Source organism: Streptomyces katrae, from assembly GCF_000717655.1.
In the GTDB taxonomy this organism is placed as follows: domain Bacteria; phylum Actinomycetota; class Actinomycetes; order Streptomycetales; family Streptomycetaceae; genus Streptomyces; species Streptomyces katrae_B.
This window is the reverse complement of record NZ_JNZY01000002.1, coordinates 255767-273939: the sequence shown is the minus strand read 5'-3', so window position 1 is coordinate 273939 and position 18173 is coordinate 255767. Positions and strand designations below refer to the sequence as shown.

Below are 18173 nucleotides of genomic sequence, written 5' to 3'. Positions count from 1 at the left end.
TTGTACAGGTCACGTTGTACGGGGCCGGAATCAGCGGTGGGCCGTCGCGCGGCCGAGGAGCAGGCAGACCAGCGTGCCCAGCGCCGCCGCGGCCGCACCCGCCACCGCCAGCTGGACCAGCCGCGGCTGCCCCACCCCCAGCAGCAGCGCCAGGCTCTGGGCGACGGCCGCCGAGGCGCAGACCACGGCCGCGGGCCGCACCGCCCCGAAGGACTGGAGCAGCAGCCCGGTCCACATGACGGCGCCGAGCAGCAGCAGGGTCGCGACCCGGACCACGGTCAGGCCCGGGGCTCCCGGCCACAGCAGGGTGCCGACCAGCCCGAGGAGCAGCAGCACCGCCAGGTACGCGGCGAGGCAGCGGCCCAGCGTGCCGAGCATCCGCAGCCAGAACTGCCGGGGCGAGCGGGCCGCCCGCAACCCGGCCAGGCTCCCGCTGCGGAACCGGTGGAGCAGCCATTCGGCGGGACCCATGCTGAGGGTGAGCGCCACCGCCGAGGGGGCGGCGACGGCCTCGGCGGGACCCCCGGCGAGCACCTCCCCCAGGGCGGCGTACAGCACGAGCAGGCCGGTCCCGAGGCCGAACACCCCGTACGGCACGGAGTCCCCGATGCGGGGCCCGCGCGGGCCGTACTCCTCCTCGGCGCCCCGCAGCATCCGCCAGCGCACCGGGCCCTCGCCGGGCCGGTGTCCGGCCCAGCCCCGGATCCGGCGCGCGCCGGCCCGTACTCCCTCGGCCAGCGGCAGCTCCCGTACGGCGAGGGTGCAGGCGGCCAGCAGGGACACCAGCAGCAGGCCCACCCGCAGCGGCACGGGCGGGTCGGTGAACAGCGCGAGCAGCGACCCCGCGGCCATCGGGGCGAGCGCGGCGAGCAGCACCCGCTCCCGGCCGAGCACCAGCAGCACGGTGGCGGCCCCGACGTACAGGGCCTGCCCGGCGGCGAACGCGTACGAGAACGGCGGCCCGCCCGGCACGGTCAGCGCGGCGGCGATGCCGAGCAGGGCGCCGGCGGGGGCGCCGACGAGCAGCGTCCGCCCGGCGGCGGCCCGGTCGCCCAGGCCCAGCCAGGAGTAGGCCCGGTGGGACAGCGTCTGGTCCCACACCCAGCCGATGAGCGCCCCGGCGAGCAGGGTCAGCGTCCCGGCGGGCAGCCCGAGCCGGTCCTGCGGACCCTCCAGCAGCGGGGCGCCCAGGACGTACGCCAGACCGGGCAGCGCGAAGATCACCCCGCGGAGCAGGCAGGCCGTGAGGGAGACCTTCCAGGGGTCGGGGACGTGTTCGGGCTCCGGGAAGGCGCGCGGCACCCGGGCGTAGAGCTCCTCGGCGAGGCCGAAGGAGTCGTGGCGCCCGTAGGTGAGGCGGATGTGCTCGTCGGTCATCCCGTCGGATTCGAGGACGGCGGCGATCTCGTCGGGGTGGACGGCCGCCGCGATGAAGGGTCCGAGGCGTTCGGCGAGTTCGTCCATCGGGTCGCCGGCCGGGCCGTCATCCCCCGGCCCGGTGTCCCGGGGCCGGGGGATGACGGGCAGGGTGTCGCCGCCGGGGACGCGCAGCCAGAGGGATCCGCTCACCACAGGCTCCCGTCGGCGGCGAGTTCGCGGTACCAGGGGTCGGCGACCCGCTGCGTCCAGTCGTCGCCCGCGCGGACGGGCAGCACGGGCTGCCCGGCCTGGGCGAGGCCGCGGTAGATGTGCCGGAAGCCGTCCACCGACTGGTGGAGCGTGAACTTCTCGATCACCCGCTTGCGGGAGCGCCGGCCCAGTTCGGCGCGGCGTTCGTCGTCGCGGAGCAGGGCGAGGGTGGCGCGGGCCATGGTCTCCGGTTCGCGCGGCGGGACCACGAGCCCGGTGTCGCCGACGGCCTCCCGCACCCCGCCGACGTCGGTGGAGACGGTGGTGCGGCCGCAGGACATGGCCTCGATGATGCTGAAGGGGAAGCCCTCGCTGATGCTGGAGAGCATCACGACGCTGCCCGCCGCGTAGGCCCGGGCCACCTCGGCGATGCGGCCCTCGTACGAGATGCCGTCGCTCACCCCGAGTTCGGCGGCGAGTTTCTCCAGGCGGAGCTTGTACTCCTCGCAGCCGGCCGGGACCGGGCCGAACAGGCGCAGCCGCAGGGCGGGCAGCTCCTCGCGCATGAACGCGTAGGCCCGGATGAGGGTTTCGAGGTCCTTGATCGGGTCGATGCGCCCGCACCAGCTGAGGGTGGGCACCTCGGGTTCGGGTCCGGCGTCGGGGAAGACGTACGGGTCGACCCCGTTGTAGACCGTGCGGATGCGGTCGGGGGCGGCGCCGCCGCGCTCCTCCCAGCGGCGGTTGTACTGGTTGCACGGGGTGATCAGGTCGGCCTGCCGGTAGCCCTCGGTGTTGAGCTCCCGGTAGAAGCCGAGCATCAGCGCCTTGACCGGCCAGCGCTGTTCGGCGGTGCGGTAGCCGAGGTAGCGCTCGCGCAGGTAGATGCCGTGCTCGGTGAGCAGGAAGGGCACCTTGTCGAGGTACTTGGCGGCGAGGGCCGGGAGCGTGGCGAGCCCGCTGCTGACGGAGTGCGCGACGCTGTCCGGGGGGATCCGTACGGACAGCGGCCGCAGCGCGTGCTCGATCAGGTCGGTGGCGGTGAGCGCGTCGTGGACGGTGGGCTCGGCGGCGGCGGTGACGAGGCCGGGCCGGGTCCATACGGTCATCAGCAGCCGCAGGACCGTTTCGGAACGCAGGGCCGGGGCGAGGCGGCCCGCCCGGGCCAGGACGGCGAGCTCGTGCAGGGCTTCGGAGAAACCGCCGCGGGCCGGGTCGAGGAGCGAGAGCAGAAAGGTTTCGTAGGTCTCGGTGAAGCGGCGGTGCGCCTTGCCCCGAAGGGCGGAGCGGCGGCTGCGTCCCGGCGGCGGTCCCCAGAGCGGGACGGCGGTGTGCCGGTAGACGTTGCGCGGCAGCTCCCAGGTGACCGGCTCGCGCCCGGAGCCGGTCAGGGCTATGACGTTGAAGTCGACCTCCGGCATCCCGCGTACCAGCTGGTCGCACCAGGTGCTGACTCCCCCGTGGACGTGCGGATAGGTGCCTTCGGTGAGCATGGTGACATGACGCCCATGGCTCATGTGCTGTGTCCCCCCAGGACTCTTTTTCTGGGCTCGTTCGCCTCCGGGGGCGCTCTTGTCGGCTCCAGGAGGGCGTGCGTCCTCGAGAACCGCATCGACCTCGCGGTTCTCTCCGGGCGCTCGCCCTCCTTCGCCGACGCGTCCCCTTCGGCTCACTCACCCGTGCAGATGGTGCAGCGGCAGGTCAGCTGGGCAGCTTGAGCGTGACCGCGCTCTGCAGCAGCTCGGGCGCGGTCCACGCCGAGCGGTTGCCCGCGTAGGCGGTGCCGAAGTCGGCGGTGCCCAGCAGGAGCTGCTTCTTGGTGCCGGTGGGTGCGGTCACCGGGGCGACGACGCCGGACGGCGCCTTGACGGTGACGGCGGTCCCGATGCGGTAGGCGGTGACCTTGCCTTCGGCCAGCGCCTTGTCCCAGGCGGCCCGGCGGCTCAGCTCCACCCCGGTGTCCTTCATGCTCTGGTTCACGATCGGGGCGCTGGGCGCGTAGAGCGCGCGGTAGGTGTCGAGGACCTGGTTGAGCACCGGGTAGAGGGTGCGGTCCTCGGCCAGGTTGGACTGGTGGACGTAGTGCGGACGCGGGTCGTTGGCCAGGACGTGGCGCAGGGCGGTCCGCGCCTCGGCCGGGACGATGTAGTCCAGGTAGCCGGTGGTGGTGCTGAGCGGGGCCGGGAGGCAGGTGGAGGTCGCGGGGTTGTCCTCGCAGACTCCGCTGCCGCCGTCGGCGCGGCTGGTGTAGATCCAGTTGTACTCGTCGGCCATCTCCGCGTTGGTGCCCGTGTTGTAGTACACGTTCATCGGGTAGCGGGGGACGGTCAGGGCGGCGCCGACCGCGCGCTGCACGGGCTCGCGCGAGTTGTCGCTGCCCGCCCACTTGACCCCGTTGTCGGCGAGCGCGCCCGCCAGGTTGGGGTTGTCCTGGTCCTGCTGCGGCAGGGTCTTGAGGCCCGAGTGCTCGCCGGTGACGAGCTCGCTGCGGTCGGTGGTGATGCCCTTGGCGGCGGCCCAGCTGTTGTTGTCGCGGATCTGGGCGGAGATCTCGGCGCGGCTCATCCAGTTGACGGCGCCCTGGGCGTTCTTCGTACAGGTCCACGGGATGGTGGCGGTGTTCTGCACGCAGCCGAGGAACGGGTGCGTGTAGGTGTGGTTCATCCAGCGGTACTTGGCCCGGTCCGAGACCAGCTGCGCGGTGAGGGCGTCGGTGCCGCCGTTCTCGGCCTTCCATTCCTCGCCGGCGCCGGCGTTGAAGAGGAGGTCGAGTTTGAAGTTCTTGCTCGTCTGCCACTGCGCCGCGTACTGGGCGTCGGCGGCGGTCATGCGGATGGTGCTCTCCTTGCCCTCGCCGCCCGCACAGGCGTAGTCGCCGGGCGTGCAGTTGAGGTCCTTGCTCCAGCGGGCGTCCGGGGCGAAGACGTCGTCGACGTGGACCGCGAAGTAACTGCGGCTCTGGCCGAGGTGGACCCCCTGGGTGAGCCAGTCGACGATGCCGCGGGCCAGCAGCCGGAACTGCTGCTGGTACTGGTTGTATCCGAAGGTGACGACCAGTTCGCTGCGTCCGTCGTGCATGTACTCGCCGACGAGCGAGGCCCGTCCGCCGGCGACGGGTGCGTCGAGGTAGCTGGTGTAGCCGGCCCGCGGCTTGCCCATGAACCCGAAACTCTCCGGAACCAGGGTGGAGTTGTCCTCGAAGGCGACTTGACCGGCGAGGTAGTCGAAGGGGCCCGCCTTGCCGGCCGCGGTGACCGCGGCCTGGGTGCCGTCGAGCTGCCCGCTGTAGCCGCCGTTGTCGGTGTACTCGAGCCCCACGCCCGGGTGGGCCCAGGTGTACGCGTCGACCTGGCGGATGCCGTACGTCGTCTCGTACGCGGTGAGCGCGGCCATCTCGGCCGAGCCCTCGCCGAACGGGTTCTCGTTCGGCAGCACGACGCCCTGGTACTTGGCGCGCGGCCGGCCGTCGACCGTGTCGCTGAGGAACGCGGCGTTGATCACCGGGCGGCCGGAGCCGCCCAGCAGCACGCGGGTGTAGGGGACTCCGGTGTCCCGGAGCTCCGCGGTGATGGCCTCGACCGAGCTGCCGCCGTCGTCGACGACGAGCACCTTCAGGTCGATGCGCGGTGTCACGGCCGCCTGTGCGGTCGCAGCGGGCATTGCCACGGACATCAGCGCTGCCACCGCCATTGCGGCGGCAGCCCTGTTCATCCGGTTCTTGTTGACCATTTCGGCCTTTCCCCCCGCAGGCATCACTCGACAACGGCCCTATGGCGGTCGGCCGGGCCGAGGAGGCTCTGTGGAAATCATGCAAAGGGACCCCGCGTCCCCTTGCGAGAGTGGCTCGAGTCTCTCGGACCTCGTCAGGTCTAAAGGGCAAACCTGGTCCGGAAGCCACGGATGGGTGAACCTGGTGGCGTCTTGATCGAACAACTTGCCAAACCTTCGAGTGACGTACGGACCAGCCGGTACGCGTAGGCTCATTTCTGGCGGCCGTCGGGCCGGAATACGATCGCTACGGATGGCCGTCCACCCACTCGGCCCACAACACAAACGGAAGCGAGACTTCACCACCGTGACTGCTCTGACTCTCAGCACTGCCGGCGCGGCGACGCTCCGCGCCGACGCCCTCGTGGTCGGCGTGGCGAAGGGCCCGAAGGGCCCGGTCGTCGCCGCAGGCGCCGAGGCCGTGGACAAGGCGTACGACGGAAAGCTCGCCGCCGTGCTCGACGCACTCGGTGCCTCCGGCGCCGAAGGCGAGACCACCAAGCTGCCGGCGCCGGACGGCCTGAAGGTCCCGGTCGTGCTGGCGGTCGGACTCGGCCCCGTCCCCGAGAAGGACGAGTCGTACGACGAGGAGGCCCTGCGCCGCGCCGCCGGCGCCGCCGCCCGTGCGCTGCACGGCACCAAGAAGGCCGCCTTCGCCCTGCCCCTGGACGACGCCTCCGCCATCACGGCCGTCGCCGAGGGCGCGCTGCTGGGCGCGTACGCCTTCACCGCCTACCAGGGCGGCGAGAACAAGGCGGCCCGCAAGAACGGCGACAAGAACGGCGGCCCGAAGCAGCCGCTCGCCGAGGTCGCCCTGCTGGGTGCCAAGCCGCGCGACAAGGAGCACAAGGCCGCCGTCGAGCGCGCCACGGTCGTCGCGACCGAGGTCAACGTCGCCCGCGACCTGATCAACACCCCGCCGAACGACCTCACCCCCGAGGCCTTCGCCGCCGTCGCGTCCGCGACCGCCAAGGAGCACGGGCTCAAGGTCCAGGTCCTGGACGAGAAGGCACTGACCAAGGGCGGCTTCGGCGGCATCATGGGCGTCGGCAAGGGCTCGGAGAACCCGCCGCGTCTGGTGAAGATCGCCTACACCCACCCCAAGGCGGAGAAGCACCTCGCCTTCGTCGGCAAGGGCATCACCTACGACTCGGGCGGCATCTCCCTGAAGCCGGCCGGCCACAACGAGACGATGAAGTGCGACATGTCCGGCGCCGCCGCCGTGTTCGCCTCCGTCGTGGCCGCGGCCAAGCTGGGCCTCGAGGTCAACGTCACCGGCTGGCTCGCGCTCGCCGAGAACATGCCCTCCGGCTCCGCCACCCGCCCCGGCGACGTGCTGCGCATGTACAGCGGCAAGACCGTCGAGGTCCTGAACACCGACGCCGAGGGCCGCCTCGTCCTGGGCGACGCGCTGACCAAGGCCTCCGAGGAGAACCCGGACGCGATCGTCGACGTCGCGACCCTGACCGGTGCCATGGTGCTGGCCCTGGGCAACCGGACCTTCGCGATCATGGCCAACGACGACGCCTTCCGCACGGCGGTCCACGAGATCGCCGAGGAGGTCGGCGAGGCCTCCTGGCCGATGCCGCTCCCCGCGGACCTGCGCAAGGGCATGGACTCCCCCACCGCCGACATCGCCAACATGGGCGAGCGCATGGGCGGCGGCCTGGTGGCCGGCCTCTTCCTGCAGGAGTTCGTGGGCGAGGGCATCACCTGGGCGCACCTCGACATCGCGGGCCCGGCCTTCCACGAGGGTGCGCCGTACGGCTACACCCCCAAGGGCGGCACCGGTTCCGCCGTGCGCACGCTGGTGCGGCTGGCCGAGCGTACGGCCACGGGCGACCTGGGCTGACGCTCCCCGTGTGAGACGCGACTCGCCCCGGGCCCTTGGAGGAGGCCCGGGGCGAGGTTCGCTCACGACGGAATCCGAAGCAATCCGTAGGTTTCTACGCACGGGTAACCGTTACTTCGGGCAGAACGACCTGCCACAGTCCGGGCCCGGCGTCCCGCGTTCCCCCGACAAATGCGAAGATGGGTTCTCGGCAGGACAGGGCCCCCACCACAGGGCCGAAGAAGCAAGCGGCCGATTACCAGCCGCCGCCCGGTCACAGAGGACCGGTGCCCGGCGCACATGCATGGAGGACGTGACGTGGCGAACGACGCCAGCACCGTTTTCGACCTAGTGATCCTCGGCGGTGGCAGTGGCGGTTACGCCGCAGCTCTGCGCGCATCCCAGCTGGGTCTGGACGTTGCCCTGATCGAGAAGAACAAGCTCGGCGGCACCTGCCTGCACAACGGCTGCATCCCCACGAAGGCCCTGCTCCACGCGGGCGAGATCGCGGACCAGGCGCGCGAAGCCGCCCAGTTCGGCGTGAAGGCCACCTTCGAGGGCATCGACATCGCGGGTGTGCAGAAGTACAAGGACGAGGTCATCTCGGGCCTGTACAAGGGCCTGCAGGGCCTGGTCGCCTCCCGCAAGGTGACGTACATCGAGGGTGAGGGCCGCCTTTCCTCGCCGACCTCCGTCGACGTGAACGGCCAGCGCATCCAGGGCCGCCACATCCTGCTGGCGACCGGCTCCGTGCCGAAGTCGCTGCCGGGCCTGAACATCGACGGCAACCGCATCATCTCCTCGGACCACGCGCTGGTCCTGGACCGCGTCCCCGAGTCGGCGATCGTCCTGGGCGGCGGCGTCATCGGCGTCGAGTTCGCCTCGGCGTGGAAGTCCTTCGGCTCCGACATCACCGTGATCGAGGGCCTCAAGCACCTCGTCCCGGTCGAGGACGAGAACAGCTCGAAGCTGCTGGAGCGCGCGTTCCGCAAGCGCGGCATCAAGTTCAACCTCGGCACCTTCTTCGACAAGGCCGAGTACACCGAGACCGGCGTGCGCGTCACGCTGGCCGACGGCAAGACCTTCGAGGCCGAGGTGCTGCTGGTCGCCGTCGGCCGCGGCCCGGTCTCGCAGGGCCTCGGCTACGAGGAGCAGGGCGTCGCGATGGACCGCGGCTACGTCCTGGTCGACGAGTACATGCAGACCAACGTGCCGACGATCTCGGCCGTCGGTGACCTCGTCCCGACCCTGCAGCTGGCGCACGTCGGCTTCGCCGAGGGCATCCTGGTCGCGGAGCGTCTGGCCGGTCTGAAGACCGTCCCGATCGACTACGACGGCGTTCCGCGCGTCACGTACTGCCACCCCGAGGTCGCTTCCGTCGGCATCACCGAGGCCAAGGCCAAGGAGATCTACGGTGCGGACAAGGTCGTGGCCCTGAAGTACAACCTGGCGGGCAACGGCAAGAGCAAGATCCTCAAGACCGCGGGCGAGATCAAGCTCGTCCAGGTCAAGGACGGTGCCGTGGTCGGCGTCCACATGGTCGGTGACCGGATGGGCGAGCAGGTCGGCGAGGCCCAGCTGATCTACAACTGGGAGGCCCTGCCGGCCGAGGTCGCGCAGCTCATCCACGCGCACCCGACCCAGAACGAGGCGCTCGGCGAGGCCCACCTGGCCCTGGCCGGCAAGCCGCTTCACTCCCACGACTGATCGTCCCGGGCGCGACGACCACTTCCGCACTTTCGTAAGGAGCAACAGAAACCATGTCGGTTTCCGTAACCCTTCCGGCGCTCGGCGAGAGCGTCACTGAGGGCACTGTCACCCGCTGGCTGAAGGCCGAGGGCGAGCGCGTCGAGGCCGACGAGCCGCTGCTCGAGGTCTCGACCGACAAGGTCGACACCGAGATCCCGTCGCCCGTGTCCGGCGTCCTGGCGTCCATCAAGGTCGCCGAGGACGAGACCGTCGAGGTCGGCGCCGAGCTCGCCGTCATCGACGACGGCTCCGGCGCGCCGGCTGCCGCCGAGGCCGAGACCGTCGTCGCCGAGGTTCCGGCCGCGCCGGCCGCTCCGGCTCCGGTCGCCGAGGCCCCCGCGGCCGCGGCTCCGGCCGCCGCGGCTCCGGCCGCCGCCCCCGCCGCCTCCGGCACGGACGTCGTTCTCCCCGCCCTGGGCGAGAGCGTCACCGAGGGCACCGTCACCCGCTGGCTGAAGCAGGTCGGCGAGTCCGTCGAGGCCGACGAGCCGCTGCTCGAGGTCTCCACGGACAAGGTCGACACCGAGATCCCCGCGCCGGTTTCCGGCACGCTGCTCGAGATCCGGATCAACGAGGACGAGACCGCCGAGGTCGGCACCGTCCTGGCCGTCATCGGCGCCGCGGGTGCCGCCCCGGCCGCCGCTCCGGCTCCGGCCGCCGCCGCTCCGGCCGCTGCCGCCCCGGCCCCGGTCGCGGCTGCTCCGGCCGCTGCCGCCCCGGCTCCGGCCGCCCCGGCTCCGGCTGCCCCGGCCGCCGCTCCGGCTCCGGCCGCCCCGGCCGCTCCGGTTGCCGCTCCGGCCCCCGTGGCCGCTGCGGCTCCGGTCGCTGCCCCGGCTCCGGCTGCCGCCCCCGCTGCCCCCGCCGCCCCGGTCTCCGCCGGTGACGAGGGCGCGTACGTGACCCCGCTGGTGCGCAAGCTCGCCTCGGAGTCCGGCGTCAACCTGGCCTCGGTCTCGGGCACCGGCGTCGGTGGCCGTATCCGCAAGCAGGACGTCCTCGCCGCCGCCGAGGCCGCCAAGGCCGCCGCTGCCGCCCCGGCTCCGGCTGCCGCCGCTCCCGCCGCGAAGGCCCCGGCCGCCGCGGTCTCCGAGCTGCGTGGCCAGACCGTCAAGATGACCCGCATGCGCAAGGTCATCGGCGACAACATGATGAAGGCGCTGCACTCGCAGGCTCAGCTCAGCTCCGTGGTCGAGGTGGACATCACCAAGATCATGAAGCTGCGCGAGCAGGCCAAGGGCTCCTTCCTGGCCCGTGAGGGCGTCAAGCTCTCGCCGATGCCGTTCTTCGTCAAGGCCGCCGCCCAGGCGCTGAAGGCCCACGCGGTCGTCAACGCCCGGATCAACGACGACGAGGGCACCATCACCTACTTCGACTCGGAGAACATCGGCATCGCCGTGGACTCCGAGAAGGGCCTGATGACCCCGGTCATCAAGGGTGCCGGTGACCTCAACCTGGCGGGCATCTCCAAGGCCACCGCCGACCTGGCCGCCAAGGTCCGCGGCAACAAGATCACGCCGGACGAGCTGTCGGGCGCGACCTTCACCATCAGCAACACCGGCTCGCGCGGTGCGCTGTTCGACACGGTCATCGTGCCCCCGAACCAGGTCGCCATCCTGGGCATCGGTGCCACGGTCAAGCGCCCGATGGTCATCGAGACCCCCGAGGGCACCGTTATCGGCGTCCGCGACATGACGTACCTGACCCTGTCCTACGACCACCGCCTGGTGGACGGTGCGGACGCGGCCCGGTACCTCTCGGCCGTCAAGGCGATCCTCGAGGCCGGCGAGTTCGAGGTCGAGCTCGGCCTCTGAGGCTGACGCCCCATCGGCAGACGCCACGAAGGCGCCCCCGCCCGGAACCACTTCGGGCGGGGGCGCCGTCGTCATACCCTGGTGGGTCCATGTGTGACATCTCGGGGGGCGTCGTATGGCACGGGCACGGGTGACGGATCTCGTCGTGGTACTGCCGGGCATGACGGGCAGCCGCCTGGCGGCCGCCGACGGCACGGCGGTCTGGGACCTGTCGGGCGCCGCCCTGTTACGCGGCCTGCAGGCCTTCGGCCGCTCCGTTACGGCCCTTCGCCTCCCGGAGGACATCGGCGACGGGGACCCGGGCGACGGCGTCGTCCCCGTGGGCCTCATGCCCGATCTGCACGCCCTCCCCGGCATCTGGCACCCGGTGGACGGCTACACGGACCTGCTGCGCTGGCTGGAGCGGCACTTCACCCTGTCGGTGTCGGACAACCTCCTCACGTTCCCGTACGACTGGCGCCTGTCGTGCCGCTTCAACGCGCAGCGGCTGAAGGGCCGCATCGACCTGGAGCTGGAACGCTGGCGGGCCTCGGCGCCCGAGCGCCGCGAGGCGCGGGTGGTCTTCCTCTGCCACTCGCTGGGCGGGCTGGTGGCCCGGCACTACGTGGAGCGCCTCGGCGGCCACGAGATCACCCGCCGCCTGATCACCCTGGGCACCCCGCACCGGGGCTCCGTGGAGGCCCTGGCCAGCCTGGTCAACGGCGGCCTCCTGCCGGGCCCGGACCTCGGGGCGTTCGCCCGCAGCCTGCCGTCCCTGCACCAGCTGGCCGCCGACTACGCGTGCGTGACGGGCCCGCAGGGCCTCGCGTGCGCACGCGACCTGCCGGGTCTGCCGGGCGTGGACGCGGCCCTGCTGGCGGATGCGGCCGGCTTCCACGCGGACCTGCGCAGCGCCCCGCCGCAGGCCGAACTGCACGCGATCGCCGGCGCCGGCCAGCCCACGGCGATGAGCGCCTCGTACGCGGACGGCCGTCTGACGCTCCTGCCGGACCTCGACGGCGCCGCCGGGGGCGGCGACGGCACGGTACCGCTCCTCGCGGCCCTCCCGGCGGACGCTCCCGGCGACGGCCGCGCGGTTGCCGGGTCGTTCACCCCGTACGAGCAGCACGGCTCCCTGCACCACAACCGGGGCGTCCGGGACGCCCTGTGGGGTCTCCTGGGCCATACGCCCCCGCCCCACCGGCGCGAACACCCGGCCGCCACGGCCCGCCTGGGCGTACAGGCACCCGCCGTAGTGGCGGCCGGAGTCCCGTACGAGGTCACGGTCACGGCTCCCGACGCGGAACTGCGGCTCACGGCGGAACTGCGCCCGTCGGACGGCAGCCGCCCGACGGCCCTCCCCCTGCGCAGCCTGGGCGGCGGCCGCTACGCCGCCTCGTTCCCGCCGCCGCAACCGGGCGCGTACCGGCTGTCGGTGGGCCGGGTCACGGCGCTGGGCGTCGTCCTTGTTACCAGCCTCACCCAACGGCCCTGACCAGGAACGCATCCCAGCGGGCTACTCCGCCGTATTGTCTACGCATCAGAGCTCTGCATGCCCCCACAGGAGATGAAGCCCGGATGATCACCCCACCCGTCGTGCACTCGCTGCGCGAGCAGATCCGCGAGCACATCGTGGAGGGGATCGTCAGCGGGCGCTGGAAGCCCGGCGAGCGGATCGTCGAGCGGCGGATCGCCGTCGAGCTCGAGGTCAGCCAGACGCCCGTGCGCGAGGCGCTGCGCGAGCTGGAGACGCTGCGGCTGATCGAGTCGGCGCCGAACAAGGGCGTACGCGTACGGAACCTGTCGGCGGCCGACCTGGAGGAGATCTACCCGGTCCGGGCCGGCCTGGAGCAGATCGCGGCCGAGCTGGCCGCGCCCCGGCTGGCGGCCGACTGCTCGGCGCTGGAGCCGCACGTGGCGGCCCTGTGGGAGGCCGACCGCACCGAGGACGGGACCGCGCAGGTGCGGCACACCGTCGGGTTCCACCGGGAGCTGGTGCGGGCGGCCGGTAACAGCGTGCTGCTGCACACGTGGGAGAGCCTGGGCATCGAGGTGTTCACGGCCCTGTCCATCCGCTGGCTCGGAACCGTCCAGAAGTCGTACGCCGAGGAGCACGCGGCCCTGGTGGAGGCGTTCCGCAATCAGGATCCGGACATCGGCGTGCTGGTGAAGCGGCACGTCCTGGGGTGCGCACCCCGCGCCTGACGGGTCATTCTGTCCCGGTTTGCCCGGCACCGGGTGCCTGATTTCATGGCACCGGGTGCCGACTTTTGGCCGGATGGCCATTTCAACGTCACATTCGTTTGATCGATCATCGATCAGCGATTTACAGTCGACGACGGACCCCACCCGGGCCCATCGACCCTGTCCTGCCCGTCAGGGATTTCTTCACCACCTCTCCTTTGTCCGGAAGGCGGCGCACACCGATGTCCGACCCCGTAGGAAAGCTTCCGAGCGAGCTCGACCAGCTCCCGGACCGCGACACCGAGGAGACCGCCGAATGGGCGGCCTCCCTCGACGCCGTCGCCAAGGCCGCCGGTACGCGCCGCGCCGAATACCTGCTCCGCCGCACCCTCCAGCACGCCGAGGCCGCCGGCCTCGCCCTGCCGAAGCTGCTGGAGACGGACTACGTCAACACCATCCCCACCTCCGCCGAGCCCGAGTTCCCGGGCGACGAGGAGATGGAAGCCAAGATCACCGCATGGAACCGCTGGAACGCGGCCGCCATGGTGACCCGCGGCTCCAAGTACGGCGTCGGCGGCCACATCGCCACCTTCGCCTCGGCGGCCTGGCTCTACGAGACCGGCTTCCAGCACTTCTTCCGCGGGAAGGAGGCCGACGGATCGGGCGACCAGCTCTACATCCAGGGCCACGCCTCCCCCGGCATCTACGCCCGCGCCTTCCTCGACGGGCGCATCTCCGAGCAGCAGCTCGACAACTTCCGCCAGGAGTCCGGGGGCAACGGCCTGCCGTCCTACCCGCACCCGCGGCGCCTGCCGTGGCTGTGGGAGTTCCCCACGGTGTCCATGGGCCTCGGCCCGCTGTCGGCGATCTACCAGGCGCGCTTCAACCGCTACCTGCAGAACCGCAGCATCAAGGACACCGCGAACTCGCACGTCTGGGCCTTCCTCGGCGACGGCGAGATGGACGAGCCCGAGTCGACCGCCGCCCTGGCCCTCGCCTCCCGCGAGCAGCTCGACAACCTGACCTTCGTCATCAACTGCAACCTGCAGCGCCTCGACGGTCCGGTCCGCGCCAACTTCCGCGTGGTCCAGGAGCTGGAGGCGCAGTTCCGCGGCGCCGGCTGGAACGTCATCAAGTCGCTGTGGGGCTCCGCCTGGGACGAGCTGTTCCGGCTCGACACCACGGGCGCCCTGGTACGCCGCCTGCGCGAGGTACCGGACGCGCAGTTCCAGACGTACGCGACCCGCGACGTGGCCTACATCCGCCAGCACTTCTTCGGCGCCAACGCCGAGCTCGTGCAGCTGGCCGGCGTACTGTCCGACGCGAAGATCGCCGAGTGCTTCCACAGCTCCCGCGGCGGCCACGAGCCCCGCAAGGTCTACGCCGCGTACAAGGCCGCCCTGGAGCACAAGGGCGCGCCGACGGTCATCCTCGCGCAGACCGTCAAGGGCTACACGCTGGGTGCCGGGTTCGAGTCGAAGAACGCGAACCACCAGATGAAGAAGCTGACGACCGACGAGTTCAAGGACATGCGTGACCTCCTTGGCCTCCCGATCCCCGACAGCGCCTTCGTCGACGGCAAGGTCCCGTACGGCCACCCGGGCGCCAACAGCCCCGAGGTCCAGTACCTGAACGAGCGGCGCGCGGCCCTCGGCGGCCCGGCCCCCGCCCGCAAGGTGCACCACGTGGCCCTGCCGGCTCCGGCCGAGCGCTCCTTCGCCCCGCTGCTCAAGGGCTCCGGCAAGCAGGAGATGGCCACCACCATGGCCTTCGTCCGGCTCGTCAAGGACCTGATGCGGGACAAGGAGACCGGCAAGCGCTGGGTCCCGATCGTCCCCGACGAGGCCCGTACCTTCGGTATGGAGTCCCTCTTCCCGTCGGCCGGCATCTACTCGCCGCTGGGTCAGACGTACGAGCCGGTCGACCGCGACCAGCTGATGTACTACAAGGAAGCCAAGGACGGCCAGATCCTCAACGAGGGGATCACCGAGGCCGGTGCCATGGCCGACTTCATCGCCGCCTGCACGTCGTACGCGACGCACGGCGAGCCGATGATCCCCTTCTACATCTTCTACTCGATGTTCGGCTGGCAGCGCACCGCCGACCAGATGTGGCAGCTCGCCGACCAGCTCGGCAAGGGCTTCATCGTCGGCGCCACCGCCGGCCGCACCACGCTGACCGGTGAGGGCCTGCAGCACGCGGACGGCCACTCGCACCTGATCGCGTCCACGAACCCGGCGTCGCTGAACTACGACCCGGCGTTCGCGTACGAGATCGCGGTGATCGTCAAGGACGGTCTGCGCCGCATGTACGGCGAGCAGCCCGAGGACGTCTTCTACTACCTGACGGTCTACAACGAGCCGAAGGTGCAGCCGGCCATGCCGGAGGGCGTGGAGGAAGGCATCCTGCGCGGCCTCTACCGCTTCAACGAGGCCTCCTCGCTGGAGTCGGCCCCGGCCGCCGACGCCCCGAAGATCCAGCTGATGGCCTCGGGTACGGCGATCCACTGGGCGCTGGAGGCGCAGCAGCTGCTCGCCGCCGACTGGAACGTGGGCGCCGACGTCTGGTCCGCCACCTCCTGGGGCGAGCTGCGCCGCGACGCGCTGGAGTGCGACGAGGCGCTGCTGCGCGGCGAGATGCGCACCCCGTACGTCACCCGCGCGCTCGAGGGCGTCACCAGCCCGGTGCTGGCCGTCTCCGACTGGATGCGCCAGGTCCCGGACCAGATCAGCCAGTGGGTGGAGCAGGACTGGACCTCGCTCGGTACGGACGGCTTCGGCCTGTCCGACACCCGCGAGGGCGCCCGCCGCCACTTCGGCGTCGACGCGCAGTCGATCGTGGTGGCCGCGCTGGCCCAGCTCGCCCGCCGCGGCGAGGTGCCGGCGTCCGCCGTCAAGGAGGCGCGCGAGCGCTACGGCCTGTAAGGCAACGGCACGGTGAGGCCGAAGGCCGGTGTCCACCCCTGTGACGGGGGCGGACACCGGCCTTTGGCCGTATGAGCGGTGGCGGCGAGGGGGCGCACCCGTGATGCTGGAGCGGTGATGGACGAGACGGAGTTCTGGGAGATCGTCGACCGTACCCGCGAGGCCGCCGAGGGCGACCCCGAGGAACACGCCGAGCTGCTCGTGGAGCGGCTGGCGCAGCTCGATCCGGACTCCGTCCTGGACTTCGCCCGCCACTTCGAGTCCCGGTACAACCGGGCGTACACGTGGGACCTGTGGGGCGCGGCCTGGGTACTGCTCGACGGGGCGAGCGACGACGCGTTCGACTACTTCCGGTGCTGGCTGATCGGCCAGGGCCGGGAGGTCTTCGAGGGCGCGGTGCACGACCCGGATGCGCTCGCGGAGCTCCTGGACGAGTTCGACGAGGACATCGACGGGGACGGCGAGGAGCTCGGGTACGCGGCCGACGAGGCGTACGAGCAGCTGACGGGCGCGGTGGCACCGGACCTGGGGATTCCGCTGCAGGCGGCCGAGCCGGAGGGCACCCCGCTGGACTTCGAGAACGAAGCCGTGCTCGCGGAGCGCTTCCCCCGGCTGTGGGACCGTTTTCGCTCGTAGCAGTGTCTTGGCAGTGTGCTCAGTAGTGGGTACCGCCGTCGATACGGATCTCCGTACCGGTGATGAAGGCGCCGTCCTCGGAGCCCAGCATGGCGACGACGCCGGCGACGGTCTGCGGACCGGCGAAGCCCTGGCCGATGGCCGGGGCCAGCTTCGTGAACAGGCTCCAGTCGGTGTCCTCGGGCAGGCCGGGGCCGTTGCCCGTGGTCATGCCGCTCTCGATGGAGCCGGGCGCGACGGCGACGAAGCGCAGGCCCTGCTTGCTGTACTCGGCGGCCAGCGCGTGGGTCATGGACTGGATGCCGCCCTTGCTGGCCGCGTACGCGGACATGTAGGGGTGGGCGAAGGACGCCGAGGTGGAGCTGAAGTTCACGACGACCGGCTGGTCGCCCTCCAGCAGCGCCGGGAGCGCCTCGCGGATCACCAGGAAGGTGCCGGTGAGGTTGACCGCGATGACCTTGTTCCAGAACTCGAGCGTGGTCTGGTGGGTGTGCGCGGAGCGCAGGATGCCGGCGGCGTTGACGAGCACGTCGAGCCCGCCGAGGCCCTGGACGGCGGCGGCGACGCCACTCTGCACGGCAGCCTCGTCGGATATGTCGAGGACGGCGGTGGTGAGCCGGTCCGCGCACCCGTCGGCGGCGGCCTGCTCCGCGGTGCGCTTGAGCCCCTCGTCGTTGACGTCCACGGTGTGCACGCGGCCGCCCTCGGCGAGGATGCGGTGGACGGTGGCCTGGCCGATGCCGGAGCCGCCGCCGGTGATGAGGACGCGACGTCCTTCGTAACGGTTCATGGGGGCGAGCGTACCGAGTCGGTGACACGCTTTGCCAGACTGTCAAAGCATGCAATAACTCTCTTTCCCGGGAGGTAGGCTTCACCCGTGAGATCCCCTCGCCCGTACTCTCCCCAGGCCGGCCCCGGAGCCCAGTCGCTGACCGAGCGCCGCAAGGCCGCCACCCAGCTCGACATCGCCCGCGCGGCCTGCGAACTCTTCGCCGAGCACGGCCCCGACGGCACCACCGCCGAGGACATCGCGCACCGCGCCGGCGTGGCCCTGCGCACGTTCTACCGGTACTTCCGCAACAAGCAGGAGGCCGTGGCCCCGCTGCTCGCCGGCGGCGGCGACGCCTGGCGCGCCCTCCTCGCCGAGGAGGATCCCGGCACCCCCCTCGACGCGGCCCTGGAACGCGCGGTGACCCGCTCGCTCAGCGACCTCCACGCGATCGAGGAGGGCCTGGAGGTGACCCGCGGCCTGCTCCGCGCGGCCGCCTCCGACGAGGCGCTGCGCGCGGTCTGGTACCGGGTGAACCAGGACTCCGAGGAGCGCCTCGTCCCGGTGATCGCCCGCCTGGCCGGCGAGGACGCCGACCCCCTGGGCGTCCGACTCCTCGCAGCGGCCGCCACGGACGCCATCCGCATCGCCCTGGAACTCTGGTCGACCACGGAAGCCCCCGTCTCCGGCCCGGGCTCCCCCCCGGAACTGGCGGTCCGCTGCCTCCGCGAACTGACGAGCGGCATGTCGACCCTGCACTGAGCCGCCGGGTCGCGGTGCGGTCCACGGACGCGATCAGGTGCTCATCACGAGACCGAGGAGGCTCGGCAGGCCCTCGAACAGCTGAGCACGCTGCCCGGCACCCCCTCGGTGGTGACTCACGCCGCGCAGCACGCCGCGGCGGAACGCCGAAGGCCGTCGCCCCGGACGGGGCGACGGCCTTCATGCGAATG

12 protein-coding genes are annotated in these 18173 nt (G+C 71.7%); 8 read left to right on the top strand and 4 right to left on the bottom strand.

From position 1 onward, the window contains the following. Positions 1 to 30 precede the first annotated feature (30 nt). The 3 genes from IF09_RS0103430 to IF09_RS0103415 form a co-directional block, all read right to left on the bottom strand. The gene (locus IF09_RS0103430) at positions 31 to 1569 is read right to left on the bottom strand and encodes a hypothetical protein (protein WP_030291720.1); all 1539 of its coding nucleotides are present in this window, start codon (positions 1567 to 1569) and stop codon (positions 31 to 33) included. Further along, the gene (gene pelF / locus IF09_RS0103425; RefSeq protein ID WP_030291718.1) at positions 1566 to 3086 is read right to left on the bottom strand and encodes a GT4 family glycosyltransferase PelF; all 1521 of its coding nucleotides are present in this window, start codon (positions 3084 to 3086) and stop codon (positions 1566 to 1568) included. Before pelF ends, IF09_RS0103430 begins: the two co-directional genes overlap by 4 nt. 184 nt (positions 3087 to 3270) lie before the next feature. Continuing rightward, positions 3271 to 5298 carry a hypothetical protein gene (locus IF09_RS0103415; protein ID WP_030291714.1) on the bottom strand — a complete coding sequence of 676 codons (2028 nt, stop codon included), beginning with the start codon at positions 5296 to 5298 and terminating at the stop codon, positions 3271 to 3273. Between the two features lie 346 nt (positions 5299 to 5644). Between IF09_RS0103415 and IF09_RS0103410 the strand changes: the two genes are divergently transcribed. From IF09_RS0103410 to IF09_RS0103380, 7 genes are all read left to right on the top strand, one after another. Then, a complete protein-coding gene (locus IF09_RS0103410; protein ID WP_030291712.1) occupies positions 5645 to 7189 on the top strand; it encodes a leucyl aminopeptidase in 1545 nt (514 codons plus the stop codon). Between the two features lie 297 nt (positions 7190 to 7486). Further along, the gene (gene lpdA, locus IF09_RS0103405; RefSeq protein WP_030291706.1) at positions 7487 to 8875 is read left to right on the top strand and encodes a dihydrolipoyl dehydrogenase; all 1389 of its coding nucleotides are present in this window, start codon (positions 7487 to 7489) and stop codon (positions 8873 to 8875) included. 53 nt (positions 8876 to 8928) lie between these two features. Next, positions 8929 to 10728, top strand: a complete 1800-nt coding sequence (sucB, locus tag IF09_RS0103400; RefSeq protein ID WP_030291704.1) for a 2-oxoglutarate dehydrogenase, E2 component, dihydrolipoamide succinyltransferase — start codon at positions 8929 to 8931, stop codon at positions 10726 to 10728. A 115-nt stretch (positions 10729 to 10843) separates the two neighbouring features. Further along, positions 10844 to 12202 (top strand): lipase/acyltransferase domain-containing protein, encoded by a 1359-nt coding sequence (locus IF09_RS0103395; protein WP_030291702.1) that lies wholly within the window; start codon positions 10844 to 10846, stop codon positions 12200 to 12202. An 86-nt stretch (positions 12203 to 12288) separates the two neighbouring features. Further along, positions 12289 to 12912, top strand: a complete 624-nt coding sequence (locus IF09_RS0103390) for a GntR family transcriptional regulator (RefSeq protein WP_030291700.1) — start codon at positions 12289 to 12291, stop codon at positions 12910 to 12912. Positions 12913 to 13133: 221 nt separating this feature from the next. Next, a complete protein-coding gene (gene aceE / locus IF09_RS0103385; protein ID WP_030291698.1) occupies positions 13134 to 15815 on the top strand; it encodes a pyruvate dehydrogenase (acetyl-transferring), homodimeric type in 2682 nt (893 codons plus the stop codon). 117 nt (positions 15816 to 15932) lie between these two features. Then, positions 15933 to 16451 (top strand): DUF4240 domain-containing protein, encoded by a 519-nt coding sequence (locus IF09_RS0103380; RefSeq protein ID WP_030291696.1) that lies wholly within the window; start codon positions 15933 to 15935, stop codon positions 16449 to 16451. Between the two features lie 19 nt (positions 16452 to 16470). Here IF09_RS0103380 and IF09_RS0103375 read toward each other — a convergent pair whose 3' ends face one another. After that, positions 16471 to 17241: an SDR family NAD(P)-dependent oxidoreductase gene (locus IF09_RS0103375; RefSeq protein ID WP_030291694.1), complete on the bottom strand. Its 771-nt coding sequence runs from the start codon at positions 17239 to 17241 to the stop codon at positions 16471 to 16473. An 87-nt stretch (positions 17242 to 17328) separates the two neighbouring features. On the opposite strand from IF09_RS0103375, the gene IF09_RS0103370 reads away from it, so the two are divergent. Beyond that, positions 17329 to 17982: a TetR family transcriptional regulator gene (locus IF09_RS0103370; protein WP_030291692.1), complete on the top strand. Its 654-nt coding sequence runs from the start codon at positions 17329 to 17331 to the stop codon at positions 17980 to 17982. Positions 17983 to 18173 lie beyond the last annotated feature (191 nt).

Bases quoted from the DNA above. Each gene is read 5' to 3' on its own strand.
- IF09_RS0103415 (WP_030291714.1), bottom strand. From the start codon at position 5,298: ATGGTCAACAAGAACCGGATGAACAGGGCTGCCGCCGCAATGGCGGTG.
- IF09_RS0103395 (WP_030291702.1), top strand. From the start codon at position 10,844: ATGGCACGGGCACGGGTGACGGATCTCGTCGTGGTACTGCCGGGCATG.
- pelF (WP_030291718.1), bottom strand. From the start codon at position 3,086: ATGAGCCATGGGCGTCATGTCACCATGCTCACCGAAGGCACCTATCCG.
- IF09_RS0103375 (WP_030291694.1), bottom strand. From the start codon at position 17,241: ATGAACCGTTACGAAGGACGTCGCGTCCTCATCACCGGCGGCGGCTCC.
- sucB (WP_030291704.1), top strand. From the start codon at position 8,929: ATGTCGGTTTCCGTAACCCTTCCGGCGCTCGGCGAGAGCGTCACTGAG.
- aceE (WP_030291698.1), top strand. From the start codon at position 13,134: ATGTCCGACCCCGTAGGAAAGCTTCCGAGCGAGCTCGACCAGCTCCCG.
- IF09_RS0103380 (WP_030291696.1), top strand. From the start codon at position 15,933: ATGGACGAGACGGAGTTCTGGGAGATCGTCGACCGTACCCGCGAGGCC.